The sequence below is a fragment of the Pyxidicoccus fallax genome, assembly GCF_012933655.1.
GTDB classification, from domain to species: Bacteria; Myxococcota; Myxococcia; order Myxococcales; family Myxococcaceae; genus Myxococcus; species Myxococcus fallax.
This window is the reverse complement of the sequence record NZ_JABBJJ010000214.1, coordinates 1-22,235: the sequence shown is the minus strand read 5'-3', so window position 1 is coordinate 22,235 and position 22,235 is coordinate 1. Positions and strand designations below refer to the sequence as shown.

Annotated in this window: 17 protein-coding genes; 7 read left to right on the top strand and 10 right to left on the bottom strand. The window is 71.3% G+C overall.

Annotated features, from left to right (window positions below; genetic code table 11):
• The first annotated feature begins 456 nt into the window (after positions 1-456).
• From HG543_RS34545 to HG543_RS34535, 3 genes are all read left to right on the top strand, one after another.
• The gene (locus HG543_RS34545) at positions 457-1,044 is read left to right on the top strand and encodes a GAF domain-containing protein (protein WP_169349178.1); all 588 of its coding nucleotides are present in this window, start codon (positions 457-459) and stop codon (positions 1,042-1,044) included.
• A gap of 107 nt (positions 1,045-1,151) precedes the next feature.
• A complete protein-coding gene (locus HG543_RS34540) occupies positions 1,152-2,996 on the top strand; it encodes a serine/threonine protein kinase (RefSeq protein WP_169349177.1) in 1,845 nt (614 codons plus the stop codon).
• Between the two features lie 84 nt (positions 2,997-3,080).
• Positions 3,081-6,860: a DUF3858 domain-containing protein gene (locus HG543_RS34535; protein ID WP_169349176.1), complete on the top strand. Its 3,780-nt coding sequence runs from the start codon at positions 3,081-3,083 to the stop codon at positions 6,858-6,860.
• A 3-nt stretch (positions 6,861-6,863) separates the two neighbouring features.
• Here the strand turns inward: HG543_RS34535 and HG543_RS34530 are convergent, their stop codons facing one another.
• Entirely contained in the window at positions 6,864-7,766 is a 903-nt protein-coding gene (locus HG543_RS34530) for an ankyrin repeat domain-containing protein (protein WP_169349175.1), read from the bottom strand.
• Between the two features lie 270 nt (positions 7,767-8,036).
• Here HG543_RS34530 and HG543_RS34525 point away from each other — a divergent pair, with 270 nt between their 5' ends.
• On the top strand, positions 8,037-8,960 hold the full coding sequence (locus tag HG543_RS34525; protein WP_169349174.1) for a chromosomal replication initiator protein DnaA: 924 nt from the start codon (positions 8,037-8,039) through the stop codon (positions 8,958-8,960).
• Between the two features lie 114 nt (positions 8,961-9,074).
• The gene (locus HG543_RS34520) at positions 9,075-11,711 is read left to right on the top strand and encodes a PQQ-dependent sugar dehydrogenase (RefSeq protein WP_169349173.1); all 2,637 of its coding nucleotides are present in this window, start codon (positions 9,075-9,077) and stop codon (positions 11,709-11,711) included.
• An 82-nt stretch (positions 11,712-11,793) separates the two neighbouring features.
• Here the strand turns inward: HG543_RS34520 and HG543_RS34515 are convergent, their stop codons facing one another.
• Positions 11,794-12,423, bottom strand: a complete 630-nt coding sequence (locus HG543_RS34515; protein ID WP_169349172.1) for a TetR/AcrR family transcriptional regulator — start codon at positions 12,421-12,423, stop codon at positions 11,794-11,796.
• Positions 12,424-12,547: 124 nt separating this feature from the next.
• On the opposite strand from HG543_RS34515, the gene HG543_RS34510 reads away from it, so the two are divergent.
• Positions 12,548-13,420 carry a DUF6463 family protein gene (locus HG543_RS34510; protein ID WP_169349171.1) on the top strand — a complete coding sequence of 291 codons (873 nt, stop codon included), beginning with the start codon at positions 12,548-12,550 and terminating at the stop codon, positions 13,418-13,420.
• A gap of 116 nt (positions 13,421-13,536) precedes the next feature.
• Here HG543_RS34510 and HG543_RS34505 read toward each other — a convergent pair whose 3' ends face one another.
• Positions 13,537-14,664 (bottom strand): isoaspartyl peptidase/L-asparaginase family protein, encoded by a 1,128-nt coding sequence (locus HG543_RS34505; RefSeq protein WP_169349170.1) that lies wholly within the window; start codon positions 14,662-14,664, stop codon positions 13,537-13,539.
• Positions 14,665-14,921: 257 nt separating this feature from the next.
• Between HG543_RS34505 and HG543_RS34500 the strand changes: the two genes are divergently transcribed.
• A complete protein-coding gene (locus HG543_RS34500) occupies positions 14,922-15,596 on the top strand; it encodes a type 1 glutamine amidotransferase domain-containing protein (protein ID WP_169349169.1) in 675 nt (224 codons plus the stop codon).
• 26 nt (positions 15,597-15,622) lie between these two features.
• Here the strand turns inward: HG543_RS34500 and sufT are convergent, their stop codons facing one another.
• The 7 genes from sufT to HG543_RS34465 are packed head-to-tail and all read right to left on the bottom strand — an operon-like array spanning position 15,623 to position 22,093.
• Positions 15,623-16,165, bottom strand: coding sequence for a putative Fe-S cluster assembly protein SufT (gene sufT / locus HG543_RS34495; protein ID WP_169349168.1), 543 nt, complete (start codon positions 16,163-16,165; stop codon positions 15,623-15,625).
• 16 nt (positions 16,166-16,181) lie between these two features.
• The gene (gene sufU, locus HG543_RS34490; protein WP_169349167.1) at positions 16,182-16,634 is read right to left on the bottom strand and encodes a Fe-S cluster assembly sulfur transfer protein SufU; all 453 of its coding nucleotides are present in this window, start codon (positions 16,632-16,634) and stop codon (positions 16,182-16,184) included.
• Positions 16,631-17,854, bottom strand: a complete 1,224-nt coding sequence (locus tag HG543_RS34485; RefSeq protein WP_169349166.1) for a cysteine desulfurase — start codon at positions 17,852-17,854, stop codon at positions 16,631-16,633. The genes sufU and HG543_RS34485 overlap by 4 nt, the downstream gene beginning before the upstream one ends.
• Positions 17,851-19,347 (bottom strand): Fe-S cluster assembly protein SufD, encoded by a 1,497-nt coding sequence (sufD, locus tag HG543_RS34480; protein ID WP_246357510.1) that lies wholly within the window; start codon positions 19,345-19,347, stop codon positions 17,851-17,853. The genes HG543_RS34485 and sufD overlap by 4 nt, the downstream gene beginning before the upstream one ends.
• Positions 19,344-20,141 (bottom strand): Fe-S cluster assembly ATPase SufC, encoded by a 798-nt coding sequence (sufC, locus tag HG543_RS34475; RefSeq protein WP_169349165.1) that lies wholly within the window; start codon positions 20,139-20,141, stop codon positions 19,344-19,346. Before sufC ends, sufD begins: the two co-directional genes overlap by 4 nt.
• A gap of 3 nt (positions 20,142-20,144) precedes the next feature.
• Complete coding sequence (gene sufB, locus HG543_RS34470) at positions 20,145-21,581, bottom strand: Fe-S cluster assembly protein SufB (RefSeq protein WP_169349164.1); 1,437 nt, start codon at positions 21,579-21,581, stop codon at positions 20,145-20,147.
• Positions 21,578-22,093, bottom strand: coding sequence for an SUF system Fe-S cluster assembly regulator (locus HG543_RS34465; protein WP_169349163.1), 516 nt, complete (start codon positions 22,091-22,093; stop codon positions 21,578-21,580). Before HG543_RS34465 ends, sufB begins: the two co-directional genes overlap by 4 nt.
• Between the last annotated feature and the right edge of the window lie 142 nt (positions 22,094-22,235).

The window sequence follows — 22,235 nt, the reverse complement described above, 5'->3', positions numbered from 1 at the left end:
AGCTGCCCCCGCCCCCGCCGCCGAGGCCCCCAAGGCCGAGGAGGCCAAGGCCGAGGCGAAGCCCGAGGCCAAGCCCGCGAAGAAGTCCTCCAAGAAGGCCGCTCCGAAGACCGAGACGGCCGCCGACATCAAGTAGTCCTGATTTACGGCTTTGCAGGACCCACCACGGGGGTGCCCCATCCAAGGGGGGCGCCCCCGTGCGCTTTTCCGGGTCCACTTTGCCCCAGCCCGCCCCCCGGTCCTGGCGTATGCTTGGAAGTGAACAGGAGGTCGCTTCCACCCCGCCTGAGTCATTCCATCTCGAACCAGTTTGCGTCATTCAGTGAGTTTGAGATTTGACAGGATTAGAAGAATCCTGCTTAATGTGACTTCAGAGAATGACAGACCGACCCGGATAGTGACGGAAGTCGGTTGACGTGGATCCTTCCTGAAGCCCCCCTCCTGGAGTCCCCTCACATGATTGAAGCCTTCTCGAAGGTGTCGGAAGCCTCGAAGCTGCTGCTGGAAAAGGGACTGGGCGTGAGCACGGGCATGGAGGCGCTGGGCATGGTGGGCCACGCGCTGCGCGTGCACCGCGCCTACATCTTCGAGAACCGCACGCAGGGCACGTACGGGCGCTTCATCACCGACATGCGCTACGGCTGGGCGGAGCCGCCCACGCCGTCGCCGCTGGCCAACCCCGTGCTGCGCGCCTTCAGCTTCCGGGACTTCGCGCCGGGCTGGGTGGACATGCTGGAGGCGGGCATGGTGGTGGCGTGCCCCACCCGCGACGCGCCTCCGACGATGCGGGAGCTGCTGGAGCGCCAGGGCACGCAGTCGGTGCTGATGTGCCCCATCAACCCCACGCGCCAGCAGTGGTGGGGCATGGTGGCCTTCGAGGACTGCCAGCAGCCGCGCGCCTGGAAGCCGGAGGAGGTCGCCCTCCTGAAGTCGCTGTCGCGGGCGGTGGCGGCGTCGGTGCGCCACGGGCAGATGCGCTCCTCGCTGGACCAGGTCCGCAACAGCCTGCGGGCGGCGGTGAGCCGCACGGCCTCGGGGCACTGAAAGAGCGCCCGGCCGCCTGCCTGGGGGGGCGGCACGGACACCCCGAGTTGAGTGGATAGAACGGCGGCGGGTTTCTGCTACCCTGGCGGCCCCCTCGCCCACCGCCAATGTCCTCAATCGACCCCACCGCGATCAGCCGGCCTCGGTCCCCGGACCTCATCAGCGGCTACCACCTCGACAAGCTCGTCGGGAGTGGTGGCATGGGGGAGGTCCACAAGGCCACCCAGCTGTCGCTCGGCCGCACGGTGGCCGTGAAGCTCCTCAACCCGGAGCTGGCCAAGGACCCGTCCTTCATCGCGCGGTTCCAGAAAGAGGCCGCGGCGCTCGCGGCGCTCAGCCACCCCAACATCGTCTCCATCGTCGACAAGGGGAAGACGGACACCACGTACTACCTGGTGATGGAGTTCGTGGACGGCCCGTCGCTGCGCGAGCTGATCCGCGCGCCGGAGCTGGACGTGCCCAGCGCGCTGCGACGGATGCTCGAAATCTGCCGGGCCATCGAGTACGCGCACGGCCGCGGCGTCATCCACCGGGACTTGAAGCCGGAGAACATCCTGCTGGACCAGCAGGCCGGCGGCATCGCCAAGGTGTCGGACTTCGGGCTCGCGTCGTTCCTGGCGGATGCCAGTCCCTCCTCGCGCTACGCGCTGACGTCCACGCACGTGTCCATGGGCACGCTGTCGTACATGGCGCCCGAGCAGCGGGTGGACGCGAAGAACGCGGACGCGCGCGCGGACATCTTCTCGCTGGGCGTCATCCTCTATGAGTGGCTCACCGGCGAGGTGCCGCTGGGCACCTTCGACCCGCCGTCGCGGCGCAAGGCGGGGCTGGACTCGCGGCTGGACGCCATCGTCACCAAGTGCCTCAAGCCGGACCCCGAGGACCGCTACCCGTCGGTGCGGGCGCTCATCTCGGACCTGGAAGTCCTGGTCCCCGGCAGCAGCCTGATGTCGATGCCGCCGGTGAAGCAGACGCGCCTGCGGCGCTTCCAGCAGGGCGTGCGCAAGGTGGTGCACAAGACGCTGCAGGCCGCCGCCGTGCTGCTGGTGCTGGCGGCGCTGGGCGTGCTGGGCATCGCGTGGAAGCGGGCGGGAGAGACGCCCAGGCGCGTGCCGCCCGGCGCGGCCCTCATGGATGACAAGGGCCTGGGCATCGAGTCGCCGCTGTCGGGCCACGGGCGCATCGAGGACGGCGCGGAGCGGCGCACGGTGGCCGTGGGCGAGGGCCCGGACGCGCCCCAGCTGCTGGTGGCGGGCCGTCCGGTGGAGCTGGACGACAAGGGCATCATCTTCCCGCCGGTGGATGGGCCGTCGCGCGTGGGCCGCGTCCGCGTGGACGTGGTGGGCCGCGAGGGCGACATCGCCACGCTCGGCGCGCGCCTGCGGGCGGAGGTCTCGCCTCCCACGCTGAAGCGCCAGGCGCTCGCCGTGTGGGACGGCGCCCCGCAGGCCCCCCAGGCCGCGGTGGTGCTGGAGGGCAGCACGGGGCGCTACGTGGCGCTCATCCACAACGGGGCCAAGGAGCCCCTGCGGCTGGAGTGGGCGCTGGGCGAGCGGCGCGGCACCATGCTGGGCCTGGACTCCCCCGAGGGCGAGGCCGTGCTGGAGCTGCGGGTGGACGCGGAGGGCCTCCTCCAGGCCTTCGTGGGCAAGGGCAAGGACCAGCGCGCCATCGCCGACCCCATCAACCTGGGGCCGGGCTGGATGGAGCACTTCGGCGAGCCGCCCGTGCCCGCCATGGGCTGCATCGAGGGCACCTGCCGCATCGAGGGGCTCACCTACACCGTGAAGAAGGCGCCGCCCCCGCCCACGACTCCGCTGCCGGCCGTGGCCTCCCGGCCGACGCCGGCCTCCGTGGTGCCGGCCAAGGCGGTGACGCCCAAGAAGGCCCCGCCCCCTCCGCCCAAGAAGCAGCCGGCGAAGGCCCCCCCGAAGGGCGGCAAGCGGCGCTAGCCCGTCCGAGCGCCCGCGGCGGACATCCCCGCGCAGGGGAATATGGCCACCCACGAGGGATTGAATTATCCCTTCGGCCCTCCTATGCGCACCTTCCGCCGCGGACTCGCCGCGCTCGCCTTCCTCGCCGCCCTGTCGGGCTGCCCCAAGTCCTCCTCCTCCGTCACGCCGCGCCTCCTGGAGTCCGCCGCCGAGCGGGCGCAGAAGGGCACCGACGACGCCCGGACGCTCGCGCTCGCGGGCTTCCACGCGTACCTGGTGGCGGGTGACGCCACGCTGGCACAGCAGCGCTTCGACGCGGCCGTGGCGAAGGACGCGGCGGACCCGTACGCGCTGATGGGGCAGCACTGGATGGCGCGGCGCGCGGGCCGCCCGGACAAGGCGCTGACGGCCGCGCTGGAGCTGTCGGCGCGCGCGCCCCGGCACCCGCTGGTGGTGCCCGCCGCGCGCTACGTGCTGGACATGGTGGGCACGTCGCGCGCGCTGGATGACGACATCCTCAAGGGGGTGGACCGGGCGCTGGCGGCGGGCGTGACGGGCGAGGCCGCCTTCCTGCTGCGCGGCGCGCGCATGTCCGTGCACGTGGTGCGCGGCGACGCGAAGGCGCGCGACACGGTGCTCCGCGAGGTGGGCGGCGTGGGGGAAGTCTCCCTCGTGGGCCCCTTCTCCCCCTTCCACGTGCTGTCGTGGGACGAGGCGGACCCCGTCAGCAAGACGGGCTCGCTCGCGGGCCCCTTCACCGGCGCCTTCGGCCCGCTGCCCGTGCGCACGCTGCGCGCGCCGGACGGCCGGCTCGATTTGGGCGGCGAGCCCGGCGAGGGCGACCTGTACCTCATGGCCTTCGACGTGGAGGTGACGGAGCCGGGCACCTACGTGGCGCGCTCGGTGAGTGGCGCCTCGCACCAGGTGCTGATGGACGGGGCGCCGCTCTTGGAGCGCCGCGCCTGGGAGCGCGCCGCCTCCACCGTCACCGCGCGCGCCGTGGACCTGCCGGCGGGCAAGCACCGCTTCCTCATCCGCCAGTTCAAGGCCGGCACCTCCGGCCTCATCACCTTCTCCCTGCTGCGCGCGGACGGGCGCCCCTCGGGCGTGCGCTTCACCCCCGCCGCCGGGCCCGCGCCCCAGACGTGGGGCAAGGCGCCAAGCACCTCCGAGGAGATGCCGGGCGTCTACCCCACGGTGGAGTCGCTGAAGGCGGCGCTGGAGGAGGACGCGGGCGAGCTGCTGGCCACGGTGCTGGCGGTGCGCGACGGCATGGCGCGGGACGCGGACGGCGCCCGGCGGCTGATGGCGACGGTGGAGGCCACCACCCCGGCCCTGCTGGCGCTGCGCGCGGAGTTGGCGGCGGTGGACCGCACGGTGCCCTCCAAGGTGGCGCGCGGCCGGGCCACGCGGGACTTGGAGGCGGTGCTGGCGAAGGACCCGGGCAACGTGGCCGCGGTGCTGGTGCGCGCGGACCTCTTCCTGGATGACGGACAGCCCGCCGCGGCGCTGGAGGCGCTGAAGACGGTGGACCCGGCGCTGGCCGCCGCCAGCCCCGCGGTGTCCATGGAGCGGGCGCGCGCGGCGCTGGCGCTGGACGTGGAGGCGCTCGCCGAGGAGTCGCTGGCGGTGGCGCTGGAGGCGCAGCCGGGCCACTGCGAGGCGCTGGGGCTCCAGTACAACCTGGCGCGCCGGCGCGACGCGGTGGAGCGCGGGGACAGGCTGGTGGAGTCGATTCGCGGCTGCCCCGGCGCGGTGGTGCGCGAGGCGGAGCACGCGCGCACGCGCGGCGACATGGAGACGGCCGCGAAGCTGTACGCGGAGCTGCTCGCCAGGGACCCCAGCACCGCGAGCACGGGCAACACGCTGGCCAACCTCTACGTGTCTCTGCGCCGCTACGACGACGCGACGGCGGTGCTGAAGGAGCTGGCGAAGGTGTGGCCGCGCAACGCGGAGCTGGTGAAGCGCATGGCGGACGTGCGCGAGTTCGCCGGTGACGCGGCCGAGGCGCTGGCGCTGCGGGAGAAGGCGCTGGCCATGGAGGGAGACGACCTGTCCCTACGCCGCGCGGTGGAGCGGGCGAAGACGGGGAAGGAGCTGTTGCAGGAGCACGCCATCGACGCGCGCGAGGCCATCCGCGCCTACGAGGCGGAGCCCGTCACCGGCGGCAGCGCGGCGGCCTTCGTGCTGGATGCGGCGGCGGTGCGCGTGTACCCGGACGGCAGCATCGTCAACCGCATCCACACCGTGCAGAAGGCGCTGGAGCAGTCCGGCATCCAGGACATCGCCGAGGTGAACGTGCCCCGCGGCGCGCAGGTGCTGGCGCTGCGCACGCTGAAGGCGGACGGCCGCGTTCTGGAGCCGGAGAACATCGAGGGCAAGGACACGGTGAGCCTGCCGGGCGTGCAGGTGGGTGACTACATCCAGGTGGAGTACCTGCTGGCGGAGAGCCCGCGCGGCCCCGCGCAGCCGGGCTTCACCGCGTCCGCCTTCTACTTCCAGATTGCCAACCAGCCCAACGCGTGGACGACGTACACGGTGGTGGCGCCCAAGGGCAGCGGCATGAAGGTGGACGCGCACGGCATGAAGGCGCCCGCGCCGAAGGTGCAGGGCGACGTGGAGGTCTTCCACTACGAGGCGCGCCGGGTTCCGCCCTTCATCGCCGAGCCGGACGCGCCGCAGTCCAGCAACGAGTACCTGCCCTTCGTCATGGTGGGCGCGGGCGCCACGGGCAACGACGGGCTGGTGCGCGTCTACGGCGACGCCTTCCGGGACCGCTGGCAGCGCACGGCCGAGGTGGAGGCCTTCGCGCGCCAGGCGGCCCAGGGCAAGCAGGGGCTGGAGGCGGTGAAGGCGCTGCACGCGGCGGTGATGCAGCGCTTCTCCGGGCGCGACGCGGGGCTGGGCCAGTCCGCGGCGTCCACGGTGGCGCAGGACCGCGGCAGCCGGCTGACGGTGATGAAGGCCGGGCTGGACGTGCTGGGGATTCCGGCGCGCGTGGTGGCCATCCGCACCTTCAGCACGGACCCGGCGCAGTACCTCTTCCCGCAGGACAACCTGCTGCCCTTCGCGGCGCTGCGCGTGGAGCCGCCGGGCAGCGAGCCGGTGTGGGTGGACACGTCGGTGCGCTTCGGCCCCTTTGGCGAGCTGCCGGAGCCGGCCATGGGCGGCCTCGATGCGTACCTCCTGCCGGAGCCCGGCCTGCCGCTGCAGAAGGCGAAGACGCCGCCGGTGAAGGAGGTGCCCGGCAAGGAGGTGAGGCTGGCGCTGGAGCTGGACGCGGAGGGCAAGCTCACCGGCAGGGGTGAAGAGGTGTACTCGGGCTTCGAGGCGGCGCAGATTGCGGAAGCCTTCAGCCAGCTGTCGGCGGAGAGCCGCAATCAGGCGCTGCAGGGCGCGGTGGCGCGGTACTTCGGCGGCGCGGCGCTGTCGAGCGTGAAGCTGGACCACCAGGAGCAGGTGGGCGCGCCCTTCGTGCTGCGCTACGAGTTCACCGTGCCGCGCTTCGGCCGGCTGGAGGGCGACAAGCGCATGGCGCTGGGGCCCCTCACCTTCCCCGCGCAGCTCGGCCGGCGCTACGTGCAGCTGAGCACCCGCCGCACGCCGCTCTACATCGACAACACGGAGGCCAGCCGCACGCAGGTGACGCTGAAGATGCCGGGTGGCTGGAAGCTGGCGGACCCGCAGCCGTCGCTCAAGGTGGACAACCCCTTCGGCGGCTTCACGCGCTCGGAGAAGCAGGAGGGCGGCACCCTCACCATCACCGAGTCCCTGCGCGTGCCCCGCACCCGCGTGGCGCCCAACCAGTACGAGCAGTTCGCCGGCTTCACCGGCGACGTGGACCTCATCCAGACGCGCGAGCTGGTGCTGGTGAAGCAGTAGCCCCTAGGCCTCGGTCGCCCGGGGGCGCGCGGCCCCCATGGCCGCCTCGAGGAGGGCCGCGACGGACGTGTGGCCCTCCGCGCGGGCCACGTCCAGCGGAGTGTGCTCCAGGTCGTTGCGGGCCTGGGGGTCCGCTCCGGCGGCGAGCAGCCCCGAGACGAGGTCCTCCAGGCCGCGCAGCGCCGCCAGGTGCAGCGGGGTGAACTCCAGCGGGCCCCGGGCGTGGGGGCTCGCGCCGTGGGACACCAGCAGGGAGGCCAGCGCGTTGCGCTTGTACGTCAGCGCCAGCATCAGCGGCGTCTGGCCCAGGCAGTCCACCGCGTCCACCGCGCAGCCCAGCTCCAACAGCCGCCGCGCCACCTCCACCGAGCCGGAGCGGGCGGCCACCTCGTGCAGCGCGGTGAGGCCGCGCTCGTCGACCGCGTCCCACGCCGCGCCCTTCTCCAGCAGCACCTCCAGCGCGGCGAGCTGCCCGGCGCCGCAGGCGAAGTGCACGCTGGTGGCGCCCGAGCGGGACGGCACCTTGTCGGAGGTGGGCCGCCCCGCCCGCAGATTCACGTCCACGCCCAGCTCCAGGAAGCGCCGCACCAGCTCGGTGTGGCCGTGCAGCGCCGCCACGTGCAGCGCGCTCTGCCCCCAGCCGTCGATTCCCGCCGGGTCCACCCCGCGCGTCAGCAGCACCTCGACGATGTCATGGTTGCCCACCGCCGCCGCGGCCTGGAGCGGCCCGCGCACCGACTCGCGCGCCACCGCGAGCACCTGCGGCCGTCGGCGCAGGAGCGCCTCCACCCGCGCGGCACTGCCCTGGCGGATGGTGGACACGAGGTTCCTCCGGGAGCGGAGGACACGGTGGATGAGCAGCGACAGTCCCACCAGGACGACCACGGCGGCGGCGACGAGGTACATGGGCGGCAGTTTCTTCGGAAAACCCGCTCTTGCAACAGAAGGGCGGAGACACCTGTGATGAACACTTCTCGAAAGATGTCCCGGAAGCGCTGCCTGGCGGGTCTGCTGGCGGTCATTGCCCTGCCCTCGGGGGCCCTTGCGTGCGACACCGGCCTCGCGGAGGTCCACACTCCTTTCGAGTCCAACGAACGGGGGCCCCGTCCGGCGGTTCATTGAATAGAACCGCGCGCCATCCGTCCCTCAGGGCGCACCTCGTACGGAGATGACGTCATGACTCCTCGAAATTGGGCCTGCCTGGTGGCCCTGCTGGCGGCCCCGGTAGTCAGTGCCCAGACGACCCCACTCCCCGCCCAGGACCCCGACGATTCCAGGTACGAGGAGTACGACGACACCTACGACAACTCCGGGTACGAGGAGGACGACGTCCCCACGGCGCCCTACGCGCCCCCCGACCTGCCCCGGGAGAACCCTCCGCCGCGGCCCTTCGCGGGCGCGGTGTGGGCCTCCGGCCACTGGTACTGGGACGACGGCGAGTGGCGCTTCAACCCGGGCACGTGGCTGGCCCCGATGCCGGGCTACCGCTTCATCAACGGCTACTGGGAGCAGGACAGCCAGGGTTGGCGCTGGGTGTCCGGTGGTTGGGCGCGCCCCGACTCGACGATGGTGGAGATTCCCGTCGCGATGACCGGCGGCGGCGAGGCGCTCTCCACCTCCCAGCCTCCGCCCCCTCCGCGCGTGGAGGAGGCCCCGCCGGCGCCCCAGTCCGGCCTCACGTGGACGCCGGGCTACTGGTACTGGACGGGCGTCGAGCACGTCTGGGTGGAGGGGACGTGGGTGGCGCCTCCACGGCCGGACCTCGTCTTCGTCGCCCCGCGCTGGGTGCGGCGCGGGCCGTCCTGGTACTTCTCGTGCGGAGGCTGGGCCGTGCGCGGCTCGGTCCGCGTCACCATCCCCGTGTACCGCCACGCGGGCATCCGCGTGAGCTGGGGGCACCCCTACTACTTCTCCCATGCGTGGAGCCGCTACCCGGTGGTCCGCCACTACGAGTACCGGCGCTGGGGTGACCGGCACTGGCGCCACGACCGCGGCCACTACCGGGGGCACGACTCCCGCTGGCGAGGGCCCCGCCACCACCCCGCCTCTCCGGGTGGGCCTCGCCACCACCGGGACGGCCGCGGCCGGTGGCGCGACTGAGCCTCCAGTCCATGCCGCCGTTCACTCATGGACACGGCGTGGATTTGTGACTCGCGCAAAACGAGTTTAGCCAGCAAAAGACAAGGTGCTGAATGACCCGCTGTGGAGTCATCCATGACACCTCGTCTCCCACACCCTCTGCGACTCACCTGTCTGTTGCTGGCTGTTGTTTCCCTGGCGTGCGCGCCGGAGCCCTCGTCCGAGGACGCTGACGGCGCGGCGCTGGAGAGCGCCGAATCCGCCATCACCCTGCCGCCGTCGTACACGGACGCGCTGGTGGCGACGGTGGCCCAGCCCACGGCGCTGGCCTTCACGCCGGATGGCCGGCTGCTCATCACCACGCAGCCGGGCCAGCTGCGCATCGTCTCGGGCGGCGCGCTGCTGACGACGCCCGCGTTGGACCTGCGCTCGCGGCTGTGCACCAACTCCGAGCGCGGCCTGCTGGGCGTGGCGGTGGACCCCGCCTTCACCAGCAACCGCCACATCTACCTCTTCTACACGTTCAACAAGTTCAACACCTGCACGACGAACATCACCAACGTGGCCGTCAACCGCGTGTCCCGCTTCACGCTGCCGGACACCAACGTGGTGGACCCGGCCAGCGAGCTGGTGCTGCTCGACAACATCCCCTCCACCGCGGGCAACCACAACGCGGGCGACCTGCACTTCGGGGCGGACGGGCTGCTCTACATCAGCGTCGGTGACGGCGGGTGCCAGCTCGGCGACCCGACCCGCTGCGCGGGACAGAACGCCACGGCGCGCCGGCTGGACGTGCTGCTGGGGAAGATGCTGCGCATCCGCAAGGACGGGAGCATCCCCACGGACAACCCCTGGTACTCGGCCGCTGGCAGCCGCCGCTGCGGCAACCCCGCGGGTGTCCCGTCGGGCACCGGCCCGTGCCAGGAGAACTACGCCACCGGCCTTCGCAACCCGTTCCGCTTCGCCTTCCAGCCGGGCACCAACACCTTCTTCATCAACGACGTGGGCCAGGGCGTCTGGGAGGAAATCGACGAGGGCATCAAGGGCGCGGACTACGGCTGGAACACGCGCGAGGGGCACTGCGCCAACAACTCCACCACCAACTGCGGCGCGCCTCCGGCGGGGATGACCAACCCCATCTTCGACTACAAGCACGGCACCAACCCCTCGGGCTCGCCCTTCCAGAACTGCAACTCCATCACCGGTGGCGCCTTCGCGCCCGCGGGGGCCTGGGCTTCCGGGGACGACAACGCGTACTTCTTCAGCGACTACGTCTGCGGGAAGGTGTTCAAGCTGACGCGCGACGCGGGCGGCGCGGTGGCGGTGAGCGCGTTCGCCACCGGCCTGGGCGGCAGCTCCGCGGTGACGCTGCGCTTCGGCCCGTCCGCCGCCGGCCAGGCGCTCTACTACACGACGTACGCCAACGGTGGCGAGGTGCGCCGCATCAACTACACCGGGACGAACAACCGGCCTCCGGTGGCGGCGCTCTCCGCGTCGCCCACCACGGGCTCGCCGCCGCTGACGGTGAGCTTCAACGGTGGCGGCAGCAGCGACCCGGACGGCGACGCGCTGACGTACCTCTGGAACTTCGGTGACGGCAGCGCGGTGGTGCAGACGTCCACGCCCACCACGAGCCACGCCTATGCGACGGCCGGCACCTTCACCGCGTCGCTCTCGGTGCGCGATGCGCGCGGGGCCACGTCCGCGCAGGCGGCCACGGTGCGCATCGACGTGGGCAACACCGCGCCCGTGCCCACCATCACCTCTCCGTCCGCCACCCTGCGCTACCGCGTGGGCCAGCCGATGACGCTGACGGGCAGCGCCACGGACGCCGAGGACGGCACGCTGCCGGACAGCCGCCTCACCTGGGAGGCGCTGCTGCACCACGACGACCACACCCACCCGCTGCTCACCGCCACCACCGGCAACAACCTCACGCTCAACTACCCGGCGCCGGAGGAGCTGGCGTCCATCACCACGAACTACGTCGAGGTGCGGCTCACCGCGACGGACTCGGCGGGGCGCACCACCACGGTGTCGCGCAACCTGCTGCCGAACATCGTGGACGTGACGCTGGGCTCGGTGCCGTCGGGACTGTCGCTGAGCGTGAATGGGAGCACGTTCACCACGCCGGTGACGCTGAAGTCCTGGGAGGGCTACACGCTCAACGTCACCGCGCCCGCGCAGGCGGATGCCTCGGGCGCGTGGAAGGTGTGGGCCTCGTGGTCCGACGGTGGGGCGCGCGCGCACGGCTACCTGACGCCGGCCACGGCCTCCAGCCTCACGGCCACGTACAAGGATGGCCTGCGCGCGCGGGTGAACTTCCAACCGGCGGCGTCGCCGGTACCCTCGGGCTACCTGGCCGACACGGGCCTCGTCTTCGGGGCGCGGGGCAACGGGCTCAGCTACGGGTGGAACGCGGACAACAGCACTTTGACGCGCGACCGGAACAGCACCACGTCGCCGGACGAGCGCTACGACACGCTGACGCACCTGCAGAAGGCGGAGAACCCCAACGCGGTGTGGGAGCTGGCGGTGCCGGCCGGGCAGTACCGCGTGACGCTGGCCTCGGGTGACGCGCTCCACTTCGACAGCGTCTTCCGGCTCACGCTGGAGGGGCAGCTGGCGCTCTCCGGGACTCCGACCACGAGCTCGCGGTTCATCACGCAGACGGCGAACGTCGCCGTGACGGACGGCCGCCTGAGCCTCGCGAGTGGCAGCGGCGCCTCCAACAACAAGGTCTGCTTCGTGGACGTGGAGCAGCAGGAGTAGGCGCGGTCAGCCCGCCTCCGTGGCTCACTCGCTGGAGCACGGAGGCGGGCGCTGGTGCCTGGATGGAGCGCCGAGCGGACGCTCACGCCGGTGTGAGCGTCCGGGCGATATGCTTGACGTAGTCCGCGCGGGCCCGGCCGGTGCCCAGCGTGTCCGGACTGGAGATGGCCAGGTGCAGGAGGCCCACGTACGTGGAATACGCCTGCACCGCCCAGTTGCGAGCCTCGCGGGCCGGCAGGCCGAGCGCCCGGTAGAGCTTCACCAGGTAGTCGATGCGCCGCTGTGACACGCGCGCGAGTACGGGCTGGATGCGCGGGTCCGCGGCGGCGCCCGCGACGATGGCGACTTCAATCTTCCCGTGCGGGTCCGGTTCGAAGGTCAGCGCCAGGAGCTGGTGCAGCCGCTCTCTCGGAGACGGCAGGGCCTCCAGCCGGGAGATGACCTCGGTGGTCGCCAGGTGTTCCCAGCGGGCGAGCGCGGCCTGGAGCAGCTCCGCGCGGTCCTTGAAGTGCCAGTAGAAGCCGCCCTTCGTCACGCCGAGCCGCCGCGCCAGTCTCTCCACGGAGAGCGCCTCCACGCCATCCGCGAGGCTCCAGAGCGCGGCGTCCGCCCAGTCCTCGGCCGACAGCCCGGGGCCTCGCCGCCGGGCGCGGATGTCCTCGAATGCGCGGAAGAGGGAGGGCTCGGGCGGGCGGGAAGAAGCGCGGCTCATCGTTGCCCCCAGTGTGGCCGAGCCCTTCCCTGGCGTCCAGGAGTGTCTCCCGTGGGGTGAGCACGATACGGTACCGTATCGAAATACGGGACCGTATCCGATGAGCGAGGAACGGAGGCCGCACATGCGAGTGACGAACGGGTCGCTGCTGATGGTCATTGGGGCGCTGCACCAGGGCGTGGGACTGGTGCTCTACAGAGAGCTCCTGCTGGAGATGGCGCGAGCGGGCGTGTTCAACAGCGTGGGCGGGGACACCAGCGCCCGCGCGGCCGCCTTCTGGTTCTTCATGATGGGCGTGGGAATCATCCTCCTCGGCGCGCTGGCCCGCTGGGTGGAGCGCGACCTGAACCGCCCGCTCCCCGCGAGCTTCGGCTGGGGGCTCATCGCCTGGGCGCTCTTCAATGGAATTCCCATGCCCGATACCGGGGCGTGGACGCTCGTGCCGCTCGGCCTGCGCGTGCTCTTCCAGGCGCGGAAGGCCACGGCGCTGCCGGAGGTGCTACGGCCCTTCGCGGAAGGCGCGGACCACGTGGACGTGAAGACGGTGGAGTCGGAGGCGTCGCTGCGCGCCTTCATCGCGGGCCTGATGTCGTACCAGCCCGCGTGGGTGACGGCCCTGTACGGGGTGCGCGCGGCCTTCGTGCGGCTGCTCGGGATGCGCCAGGAGGGAATGCCCCTGCCTCAGCACCTGCGCCCGGAGGACGTGCCCATGACGCCGGGCAGCGCGGCTTCGTTCTTCACGGTGCGCCATGCGGAGGAGGAGCACGCGTGGGTGGTGGCCGTGGAGGACAAGCACCTGGTGGCCACCCTGGCCGTCGTCGCGGAGCCGAATCCAGCTGGCGGGGCCCGGCGGCGCTTCCACGTCGTGACGCTGGTGCACTACCGGAATTGGGCGGGGCCCGTGTACTTCAACGTCATCCGGCCCTTCCACCACGTCGTCGTGGGAGGCATGGCCCGGAACGCGGCGGCGGTCCTGCCCACGCCGCGCACGGTTTGAGTCGCGGGAGGGACCTGCTCCGCACGCTCAGCCCCCCTCGTGCGGCGGCATCCGGACGGAAACGGGACCACGAGGATGGCCGCGGGACTCCGGCCCCCCTCGCCCAGGCCGCCGGGCTACTTCGACTCCGCGTCCTTGAAGATGGCCACGTGCGGCTGGCCGTCCTCGCCCATGTAGCCACGGTACATGCCGCTGGAGTTGAAGGGCATGGCCACGTTGCCCTGGCGGTCCATGGCGATGACGCCGCCCTCGCCGCCGGCCTTCACCAGCACGTCGTTGACGACGTGGTTGGCGGCCTCGGGCAGGGGCAGCTCCTGGTACTCCACGCGCGCGCAGATGTCGCGCGCCACCGTGTAGCGGATGAAGAACTCACCATGCCCCGTGGCGGACACCGCGCAGCGCGGGTCCGCGTACGTGCCGGCGCCGATGATGGGCGCATCGCCCACGCGGCCGAAGCGCTTGTTCGTCATGCCGCCGGTGGACGTACCCGCCGCTAGATTCCCGGCCTGGTCCAGCGCCACCGCGCCCACGGTGCCGAACTTGTGGTCGCCCGTCACCGGGTCATATCCCGGCCGCAGCGAGGACGAAGGCTGGCCCGGAGGCGCCGCCTGCTGCTGCTCGCGCTCCTTCCGCAGCGCGCGTTGGAGCCCCTGCCAGCGCTCCTCCGTGTAGAAGTACTTCGCGTCCACCAGCTCGATGCCCTGCGTCTTCGCGAAGGTCTCCGCGCCCTCGCCAATCATCATCACGTGCGGCGACTTCTCCATCACCCGCCGCGCCAGGTCGATGGGGTTCTTCACGTGCCGCAGGCCCGCCACCGAGCCGGCCATGCGCGTCGTCCCGTCCATGATGGCGGCGTCCAGCTCGTTGACGCCGTCGTGGTTGAAGACGGCGCCCTTGCCGGCGTTGAAGTGCGGCGAGTCCTCCAGCACGCGGATGGCGGCGGACACCGCGTCCAGGCTGTGGCCACCCCTGGCCAGCACGGCGTGGCCGGCCTGGAGTGCCTGGGTGAGCGCGGCGCGGACCTCGGCCTCTCGCTCGGGAGAGAGGTTCTCCCGCGAGATGACGCCCGCGCCGCCGTGGATGACGATGCCCCACTTCGGCTTCACGGCGGGCGCGTCATGGGACGAAGCGAGCCGGGACTCTTCCACCCGGGCCGACTCGACGCTGACGCAGCCCACGGGGCCGAGGAGCAGCGCGGTGCCCGCGAGGAGTCCGCGGTGAAGAGGAGAGAGCGAGGTGAGCATTCGGTGAGCCTCCGAGCGAGTCATCAACCGCAACCGACCGGACATGACGCAGTCCACCCATGCGCCACCCACGGTTTGCCGGGTCGGTAGCACGCCCTCCAGGCAGGCACAACGCCTCGAGCCGTCATGACGCGGAGCTTCACGTCTGGAGCGGAGGGAGAAGGGCCCGCCTGCTCGTTCCCCTCGTCCCATTCACGGACCGGGCCCCCATGCACAGCCTCACGGTCGACCAATTCAGGGACCCCGGGGTGCGCGAGATGAAGAAGCTGAAGGGATTGCGAGTGGCCGCGCTGGTGGCGGATGGCTTCGAGCAGGTGGAGCTGACGGTGCCCCTCAAGAAGCTGAAGCGCGAGGGCGCGGAGGTGACGATTGTCTCGCTCCACAAGGGAAAGATTCGCGGGGTGAACCTGATGTACCCCGGCAAGAAGGTCCCCGTGGACGCGACGCTGACGGAGGTGAAGGCCGCGGACTTCGACGCGGTGCTCATCCCCGGCGGCTTCGTCAACCCGGACATCCTCCGGCAGAGCGCGCTGGCGCGGGACTTCGTGCAGGACGCGGACGCGCTCGACCTGCCCATGGCCGTCATCTGCCACGGCCCCTGGGTGCTGGCCTCCGCGGGCCTGGTGGAGGGTCGGAAGCTGACGTCCTGGCCCGGCATCAAGGACGACCTGAAGAACGCCGACGCCGAGTGGGTGGACGAGCCCGTCGTCCGAGACCGCAACTGGGTGTCCAGCCGCGGCCCGCATGACCTGCCCGCCTTCCTCACCGGCATGGTGGAGCTGTTCGCGGAGAAGATGCCGGAGGTGGAGCTGCGGGCCTCGCAGCAGCGGGAAGTGGAGCCGCCCCGGCGGCGCTGGCCGAAGCTGCTCGCGGGCAGTCTCGCCACGGTGGCGCTCGGCGTGGGAGCGCGCAGGCTGGCCGCGCTCCGCTGAGTGAGGCGCGGGCCCGCCGATGCCGGCTACATCCACCCGAGCTGGAGGCGCGCCACGTCCGTCATCCGGCTCTGGTCCCACGGCGGGTCCCAGACCAGCTCGACGTTGGCTTCCTTCACGCCGGGCACGGAGGACACCTTCTGGCGCACGTCGTCCACCAGCACCGGGCCCATGCCGCAGCCGGGTGCCGTCAGCGTCATCTGGATGTCCACGCGCTGCCCACCCTCCGGCAGCGGCTCCGCCTTGCACGCGTACACGAGCCCCAGCTCCACGATGTTCACCGGGATCTCCGGGTCATACACCGTGCGCAATTGCTCCCAGACCTGCTCCTCGTTGAAGGAGCCCGGGTCCGCGGCGGCCTTCTCCTTGGGCGCGTACTCCTCGCCGAGCGCGCCGCCATCCTTCTCGTCGATGCGGAAGAGCTGGCCGTACGGGTCCTGCACGGTGATGTTGCCGCCGAGCGTCTGCATCACCCGCAGCTCCGCGCCGGCCGGCAGCGCCACCCGGTCTCCGCTGGGGATGATGGTCGCGGGCACGTCCCGCTCCAGCACCGCTGTCATTCCTCTCATGGTGCCCTTCCCTCCCCTACTCCGTGGACACGGCCTCGCCGCGTCCCTCCAGCGCCGCGCGCAGCGTGTGCCACGCGAGGCTCGCGCACTTCACCCGGGCCGGGAACTCGCTCACGCCGGACAGCACCGCCAGCTTGCCCAGTGCGTCCACGTCCACGCCCTCCGGCCCCTCCGTCACCAGCTTGTGCACCCGCTCGAAGAGGGCCTCCGCCTCCGCGCGCGTCTTGTCCTTCACCGCCCCCGTCATCAGCGACGCGGACGCCTTGGAGATGGCGCAGCCCTGCCCCTGGAAGCCGATGTCGCGGATGACGTCGCCCTCCACCTTCATCGTCACGGAGAGCTGGTCGCCGCACAGCGGGTTGTGGCCCGCCGCCTCGTGGCTGTGCCCCTCCACCACGCGGTAGTTGCGTGGCCGCTTGGAGTGCTCCAGCACCACCTCTTGATAGAGGTCCGACAGGTCCGAGCTCACTTGAACACCTCCAACACCTTGTGCAGCCCGCGCACCAGCGCGTCCACGTCCTCGCGCGTGTTGTAGAGCGCCAGCGACGCCCGTGATGTGGCCGGCACCTTGAAGAACTGCATCACCGGCTGCGCGCAGTGGTGCCCGGTGCGGATGCAGATGCCCTCGCGGTCGAGAATCGTTCCCACGTCGTGGGGATGGATGTCCTCCAGCAGGAAGGACAGCACCGCCGACTTCTCCCGCGCCTGGCCCACGATGCGCAGCCCCGGCACCGACTCCAGCGCCTGCGTCGCGTACGCGAGCAGCTCCTGGTCGTGCGCCGCGACGTTGGCCATGCCCAGCGACTCCAGGTAGCGGATGGCCGCCGCCAGTCCCACCGCGCCCGCGAGGTCCGGCGTGCCCGCCTCGAAGCGGTGCGGCACGCGGTTGTACGTCACCTTCTCCATGGTGACGGAGAGGATCATGTCCCCGCCGCCCTGGTACGGCGGCAGCGGCTCCAGGCGCTCCATGCGGCCGTAGAGCACGCCGATGCCCGTGGGGCCGAACATCTTGTGCCCGCTGAAGGCGTAGAAGTCGCAGCCGATATCCTGCACGTCCACCGGGAAGTGCGTCACCGCCTGCGCCCCGTCCACCAGCACGGGGATGCCCTTGGCGTGCGCCCGGCGCGTCAGCTCCTTCACCGGCGTCACCGTGCCCAGCGCGTTGGACACGTGCGACACCGCGAGGATGCGCGTGCGCTCCGTCATCATCGCGTCGGCCTCGTCGAGCTTCAGCTCGCCGCGCTCGTCCACCGGAATCACCTTCAGCACGGCGCCGGTCTGCTCGCACAGCATCCGCCAGGGGACGATGTTGGCGTGGTGCTCGATATGCGTGATGAGCACCTCGTCGCCCGGGCCCAGGTGCTTGCGGCCGTACGTCTGCGCCACCAGGTTGATGGCCTCGGTGGTGCCGCGCACGAAGATGATCTCCTTCGCGTCGCGGGCATTGATGAAGCGGCGCACCGTCTCGCGCGCGCCCTCGTACGCCTCCGTCGAGCGCTCGGAGAGCACGTGGACGCCGCGGTGCACGTTGGCGTTGTCGTGCTGGTAGAAGCGGACGATGGCGTCGATGACCGCCTGCGGCTTCTGCGAGGTGGCCGCGCTGTCCAGGTACACGAGCGGACGGCCCCGCACCTCCTGCCGGAGGATGGGGAAGTCCTCGCGTACGCGCTGCACGTCGAACCCGCTCATGCCCGCACCTCCCGCCGGGCCGAGCCCGGCAGCTTCAGGGCCAGCAGGCCCTCCACCCGCTCCCGCACCGGACCGGCCGGCACGGCCTCCACCACCTCGCGCGCGAAGGCCTGGGTGAGCAGCCGCTCGGCCTCCGCCTGGGGGATGCCGCGCGAGCGCAGGTAGAACAGCGCCTGCGCGTCCAGCCGCCCCACCGCCGCGCCGTGCGCGCACTTCACGTCGTCCGCCAGGATTTCCAGCTGCGGCCGCGCGTCCGCCTGCGCCGACTCGGACAGCAGGAGGTTGCGGTTCTGCTGCCGCGAGTCCGTGCGCTGCGCGTCCGGCCGCACGCGGATGAGCCCGTGGAACGTGCCCCGCGCCTTGTCGTCCAGCACGCCCTTGTACAGCTCGCGGCTGGTGCACCGGGGCACCGCGTGGTCCAGCGCCGTGCGGTTGTCCAGGTGCTGCGTGCCCCGGCCCACGTACAGGCCATTGAGCGTCGCGTCACCGCCCTCGCCCGCGAAGGCGGCGTGCACCTCGTTGCGAGACAGCGCTCCGCCGAAGGAGAACGCGTGCGAGGCGAAGCGGCTGTCCCGCCCCTGCCGAACGTGCAGCGCGCCCACGTGGACCGCCGCGTCGGCTTCGGCCTGGAGCTTGTAGTGGTGCAGGCTGGCGTTGTCCCCCAGCGTCACCTCCGTCACCGCGTTGGTGAAGGTGGCGCCCGGGCCCACGCCCACGCCCGCGTACGTCTCCACCAGCGTGGCCTCGCTGCTCTCGCCCGCCACCACGAGGATGCGCGGGCTGGCCAGCACCGGCGCGTCGCCGCGCGTGAGGAAGAGCAGCTGCACCGGTACCTCGCTCAGCGTGCCCGGCGCCAGCCGCAGCAGCGCGCCCTCCTCCAGCAGCGCCGCGTTCAGCGCCGTGAAGGCGTGCTCCGACGCCAGGGCCCGCTGGCCCACGAGGGCCTCCAGCGTCTCGCCGTCCTCGCGCAGCGCGTCCCGCAGCGGCTTCAGCGTCAGCCCGCGCGGCAGGCCGGACAGCGAAGACAGCTCCGGCGCCAGCCGCCCGTCCACGAAGACGAGCCGCGGTCCCGGCAGGCCGAGCCGAGCCACCACCGCCGACAGGTCGCCCGCCCCCGGTGGAATGAACGTTCCTTCCACGGCGGTGGCCAGCCCCCGGGCGACCAGCGCCTGCCCGGGGGGAATGAGCGTTCCTTCCATGGCGGTCGCCACGGGGCTCGCCCCCCGCGCCTCCGAGGGTGGAACGAACGTTCCTTCCACGGCGGTCGCCAGAGGGCCCGCCCCCCGCGCCTCTCCTGGTGGAAGGAACGTTCCGCCCACGAGCGGCGCCAGGTTGGTGTACTTCCACGCCTCGTCGCGATTGGACGGCAGGCCCTGCCGCTCCAGCTGGGCCAGTCCCTCGGCGCGCACCCGCTTCAGCCATGCCGGCGCGGACGCGTCCCGGGCGTGGAAGCGCTGGGCCACGTCGAGGTAGTGCGCCAGGGCGGACGTCATCGCCGGACCTCCCCGCCCTTCGCGACCACCGTCGTGCTCTTGCCGCTCTCCAGGCCCAGCCAGCCGTAGCCCTTCTCCTCCAGCTCCAGCGCCAGCTCACGCCCGCCCGAGCGGATGATGCGGCCCGCCGCCATGACGTGCACCTTGTCCGGGACGATGTAGTCCAGCAGCCGCTGGTAGTGGGTGATCAGCACCATGCCGCGCTCGGGCGAGCGCAGCGCGTTGACGCCGCCGGCCACGGTGCGAAGCGCGTCGATGTCCAGCCCCGAGTCCGTCTCGTCGAGGATGGCCAGTCGCGGCTCCAGCACCGCCATCTGGAACACCTCGTTGCGCTTCTTCTCGCCGCCGGAGAACCCCTCGTTTACCGAGCGGTTCATGAAGGCCGCGTCGAGCTGCACGAGCTTCGACTTCTCCTTGGCCAGCTGGAGGAAGTCCATCGCGTCCAGCTCCTCCAGCCCCTTCACCCGGCGCTGCGCGTTGAGCGCGGTGCGCAGGAAGTGCAGGTTGCCCACGCCGGGAATCTCCACCGGGTACTGGAAGGCCAGGAAGACGCCCGAGGTGGCGCGCTCCTCGGGCGACAGCTCCAGGAGGGGCTTGCCGTCGAACAGCACCTCGCCCTGCGTCACTTCGTAGCCGTCACGGCCCGCGAGCACGCTGGCCAGCGTGCTCTTCCCGGAGCCGTTGGGCCCCATGATGGCGTGCACCTCGCCCGGACGGACCTCCAGGTCGATTCCCTTGAGGATGTCCTTGCCCGCGACGCGGGCGTGCAGGTTGCGAACAGTCAGCAATGCCATGACCTACCCCACGCTCCCTTCCAGGCTCACTCCGAGCAGCTTCTGCGCCTCGACCGCGAACTCCATGGGGAGCTCCTTGAACACCTGGCGGCAGAAGCCGTTGACGATCATCGACACCGCGTCCTCCTGCGAGATGCCGCGCTGCCGGCAGTAGAAGAGCTGGTCCTCGCCAATCTTCGACGTGGACGCCTCGTGCTCCACCTGCGCGGACGCGTTCTTCACCTCGATGTACGGCACCGTGTGGGCGCCGCACTTGTCACCGAGGAGGAGCGAGTCGCACTGCGTATAGTTGCGCGCGTTCTCCGCGCTCTTCAGCACCTTCACCAGCCCGCGGTACGTGTTCTGCCCGCGTCCGGCCGAGATGCCCTTGGACACGATGGTGCTGCGGGTGTTCTTCCCGATGTGCACCATCTTCGTGCCCGTGTCCGCCTGCTGCAGGTTGTTGGTGAGCGCCACCGAGTAGAACTCACCGACGGAGTCATCCCCCTTGAGGATGACGCTCGGGTACTTCCAGGTAATCGCCGAGCCCGTCTCCACCTGCGTCCACGAAATCTTCGCCCCCCGGTGCGCGATGCCGCGCTTGGTGACGAAGTTGTAGATGCCGCCCCGCCCCTCGGCGTCGCCCGGGTACCAGTTCTGCACGGTGGAGTACTTGATGGTGGCGCCGTCCAGCGCGACCAACTCCACCACCGCGGCGTGCAGCTGGTTGGTGTCACGCTGGGGAGCGGTGCAGCCCTCCAGGTAGCTCACGGTGGCGCCCTCGTCGGCGACGATGAGGGTGCGCTCGAACTGGCCCGTCTCCGCGGCGTTGATGCGGAAGTACGTGGACAGCTCCATGGGGCAGCGCACGCCCTTGGGGATGTAGACGAACGAGCCGTCGCTGAAGACCGCCGAGTTGAGCGCCGCGAAGAAGTTGTCCGAGTACGGCACCACCGAGCCCAGGTACTTCTTCACCAGCTCCGGGTGCTCGCGCACGGCCTCGGAGAACGAGCAGAAGATGACGCCCGCCTTGGCGAGCTTGTCCTTGAACGTGGTGGCCACGGACACCGAGTCGAAGACGGCGTCCACCGCGACGTTCTGCAAGAGCTTCTGCTCGTGCAGGGGGATACCGAGCTTCTCGTAGGTGCGCAGGATCTCCGGGTCGACCTCGTCGAGGCTGCCCTTCTTCGGCTTCTGCTTCGGGGCCGAGTAGTAGCTGATGGCCTGATAGTCGATGGGCGTGTACTTCACGGCCTGCCAGTTGGGCTCCTTCATGGTGAGCCAGTGGCGGAAGGCCTTGAGGCGCCACTCGAGCAGGAAGGCGGGCTCGCCCTTCTTCTCGGAGAGCTGACGGATGACGTCCTCGTTCAGCCCGGGAGGGAAGGTGTCCGACTCCACCGCGGTGACGAAGCCGGCCTCGTACGGGCGGCGGGTCAGCTCCTGGAGGGTGTCGGTGGTCATGAACGAACTCCTGTCGCGGAAGGATTGGAAACGGTGTTGGCGCCGGCCGCGGGCGCGGGCCGCGAGGGCAGGCCCAGGCCGACGAGGCGCTCGGGTACGCGGGGCGCGGGAGCCACCAGGTCCGCCAGCGTCAGGCGGCCCAGGGCCTCCTGGATGGCGTTGTTGATGAGGCGCCAGTGGCCGCGCACCTGGCAGATGGACTCCAGCTCGCAGGGAGCACCGGCCGTGTGGACGCCGCACTCGGTGAGGGCGACGGGGCCCTCCAGGGCGGCGACCAGCTCCGCGAGCGACAACTCGGCGGGGGGCCGCGCCAGGCCATAGCCGCCGTTGGCGCCGCGGTGCGACACCACCAGCCCCGCCTGGAGCAGGCTCTTGAGCACCTTGCTGACCGAGGGCAGCGGCACACGGGTGCGCGCGGCCAGCTCACGGGTGGTGCGCGTGTCACCCTCCGCGCGTGCCAGCTCGGTCATCAGCACGATGCCGTAGTCGGTCATCTTGCTCATCCGAAGCATGGGTGCGGGTGTCTCCTCTCTGGGTCCATTCCTGCGGTGGGCCTCCGGGCCCCCGGGGGCGTCATATGTAATGTGGACCGTTTCGGTCCACATTGTATTTCGACCTTCCGGGTGGGGGCACCCAGGCTGTCTCTTATACACA

Excerpts from the sequence above, each read along its gene's own strand:
- HG543_RS34545 (WP_169349178.1), top strand. The coding sequence starts at position 457 with ATGATTGAAGCCTTCTCGAAGGTGTCGGAAGCCTCGAAGCTGCTGCTG.
- HG543_RS34540 (WP_169349177.1), top strand. The coding sequence starts at position 1,152 with ATGTCCTCAATCGACCCCACCGCGATCAGCCGGCCTCGGTCCCCGGAC.
- HG543_RS34535 (WP_169349176.1), top strand. The coding sequence starts at position 3,081 with ATGCGCACCTTCCGCCGCGGACTCGCCGCGCTCGCCTTCCTCGCCGCC.
- HG543_RS34530 (WP_169349175.1), bottom strand. The coding sequence starts at position 7,766 with ATGTACCTCGTCGCCGCCGCCGTGGTCGTCCTGGTGGGACTGTCGCTG.
- HG543_RS34525 (WP_169349174.1), top strand. The coding sequence starts at position 8,037 with ATGACTCCTCGAAATTGGGCCTGCCTGGTGGCCCTGCTGGCGGCCCCG.
- HG543_RS34520 (WP_169349173.1), top strand. The coding sequence starts at position 9,075 with ATGACACCTCGTCTCCCACACCCTCTGCGACTCACCTGTCTGTTGCTG.
- HG543_RS34515 (WP_169349172.1), bottom strand. The coding sequence starts at position 12,423 with ATGAGCCGCGCTTCTTCCCGCCCGCCCGAGCCCTCCCTCTTCCGCGCA.
- HG543_RS34510 (WP_169349171.1), top strand. The coding sequence starts at position 12,548 with ATGCGAGTGACGAACGGGTCGCTGCTGATGGTCATTGGGGCGCTGCAC.
- HG543_RS34505 (WP_169349170.1), bottom strand. The coding sequence starts at position 14,664 with ATGCTCACCTCGCTCTCTCCTCTTCACCGCGGACTCCTCGCGGGCACC.
- HG543_RS34500 (WP_169349169.1), top strand. The coding sequence starts at position 14,922 with ATGAAGAAGCTGAAGGGATTGCGAGTGGCCGCGCTGGTGGCGGATGGC.
- sufT (WP_169349168.1), bottom strand. The coding sequence starts at position 16,165 with ATGAGAGGAATGACAGCGGTGCTGGAGCGGGACGTGCCCGCGACCATC.
- HG543_RS34485 (WP_169349166.1), bottom strand. The coding sequence starts at position 17,854 with ATGAGCGGGTTCGACGTGCAGCGCGTACGCGAGGACTTCCCCATCCTC.
- sufD (WP_246357510.1), bottom strand. The coding sequence starts at position 19,347 with ATGACGTCCGCCCTGGCGCACTACCTCGACGTGGCCCAGCGCTTCCAC.
- sufC (WP_169349165.1), bottom strand. The coding sequence starts at position 20,141 with ATGGCATTGCTGACTGTTCGCAACCTGCACGCCCGCGTCGCGGGCAAG.
- sufB (WP_169349164.1), bottom strand. The coding sequence starts at position 21,581 with ATGACCACCGACACCCTCCAGGAGCTGACCCGCCGCCCGTACGAGGCC.
- HG543_RS34465 (WP_169349163.1), bottom strand. The coding sequence starts at position 22,093 with ATGCTTCGGATGAGCAAGATGACCGACTACGGCATCGTGCTGATGACC.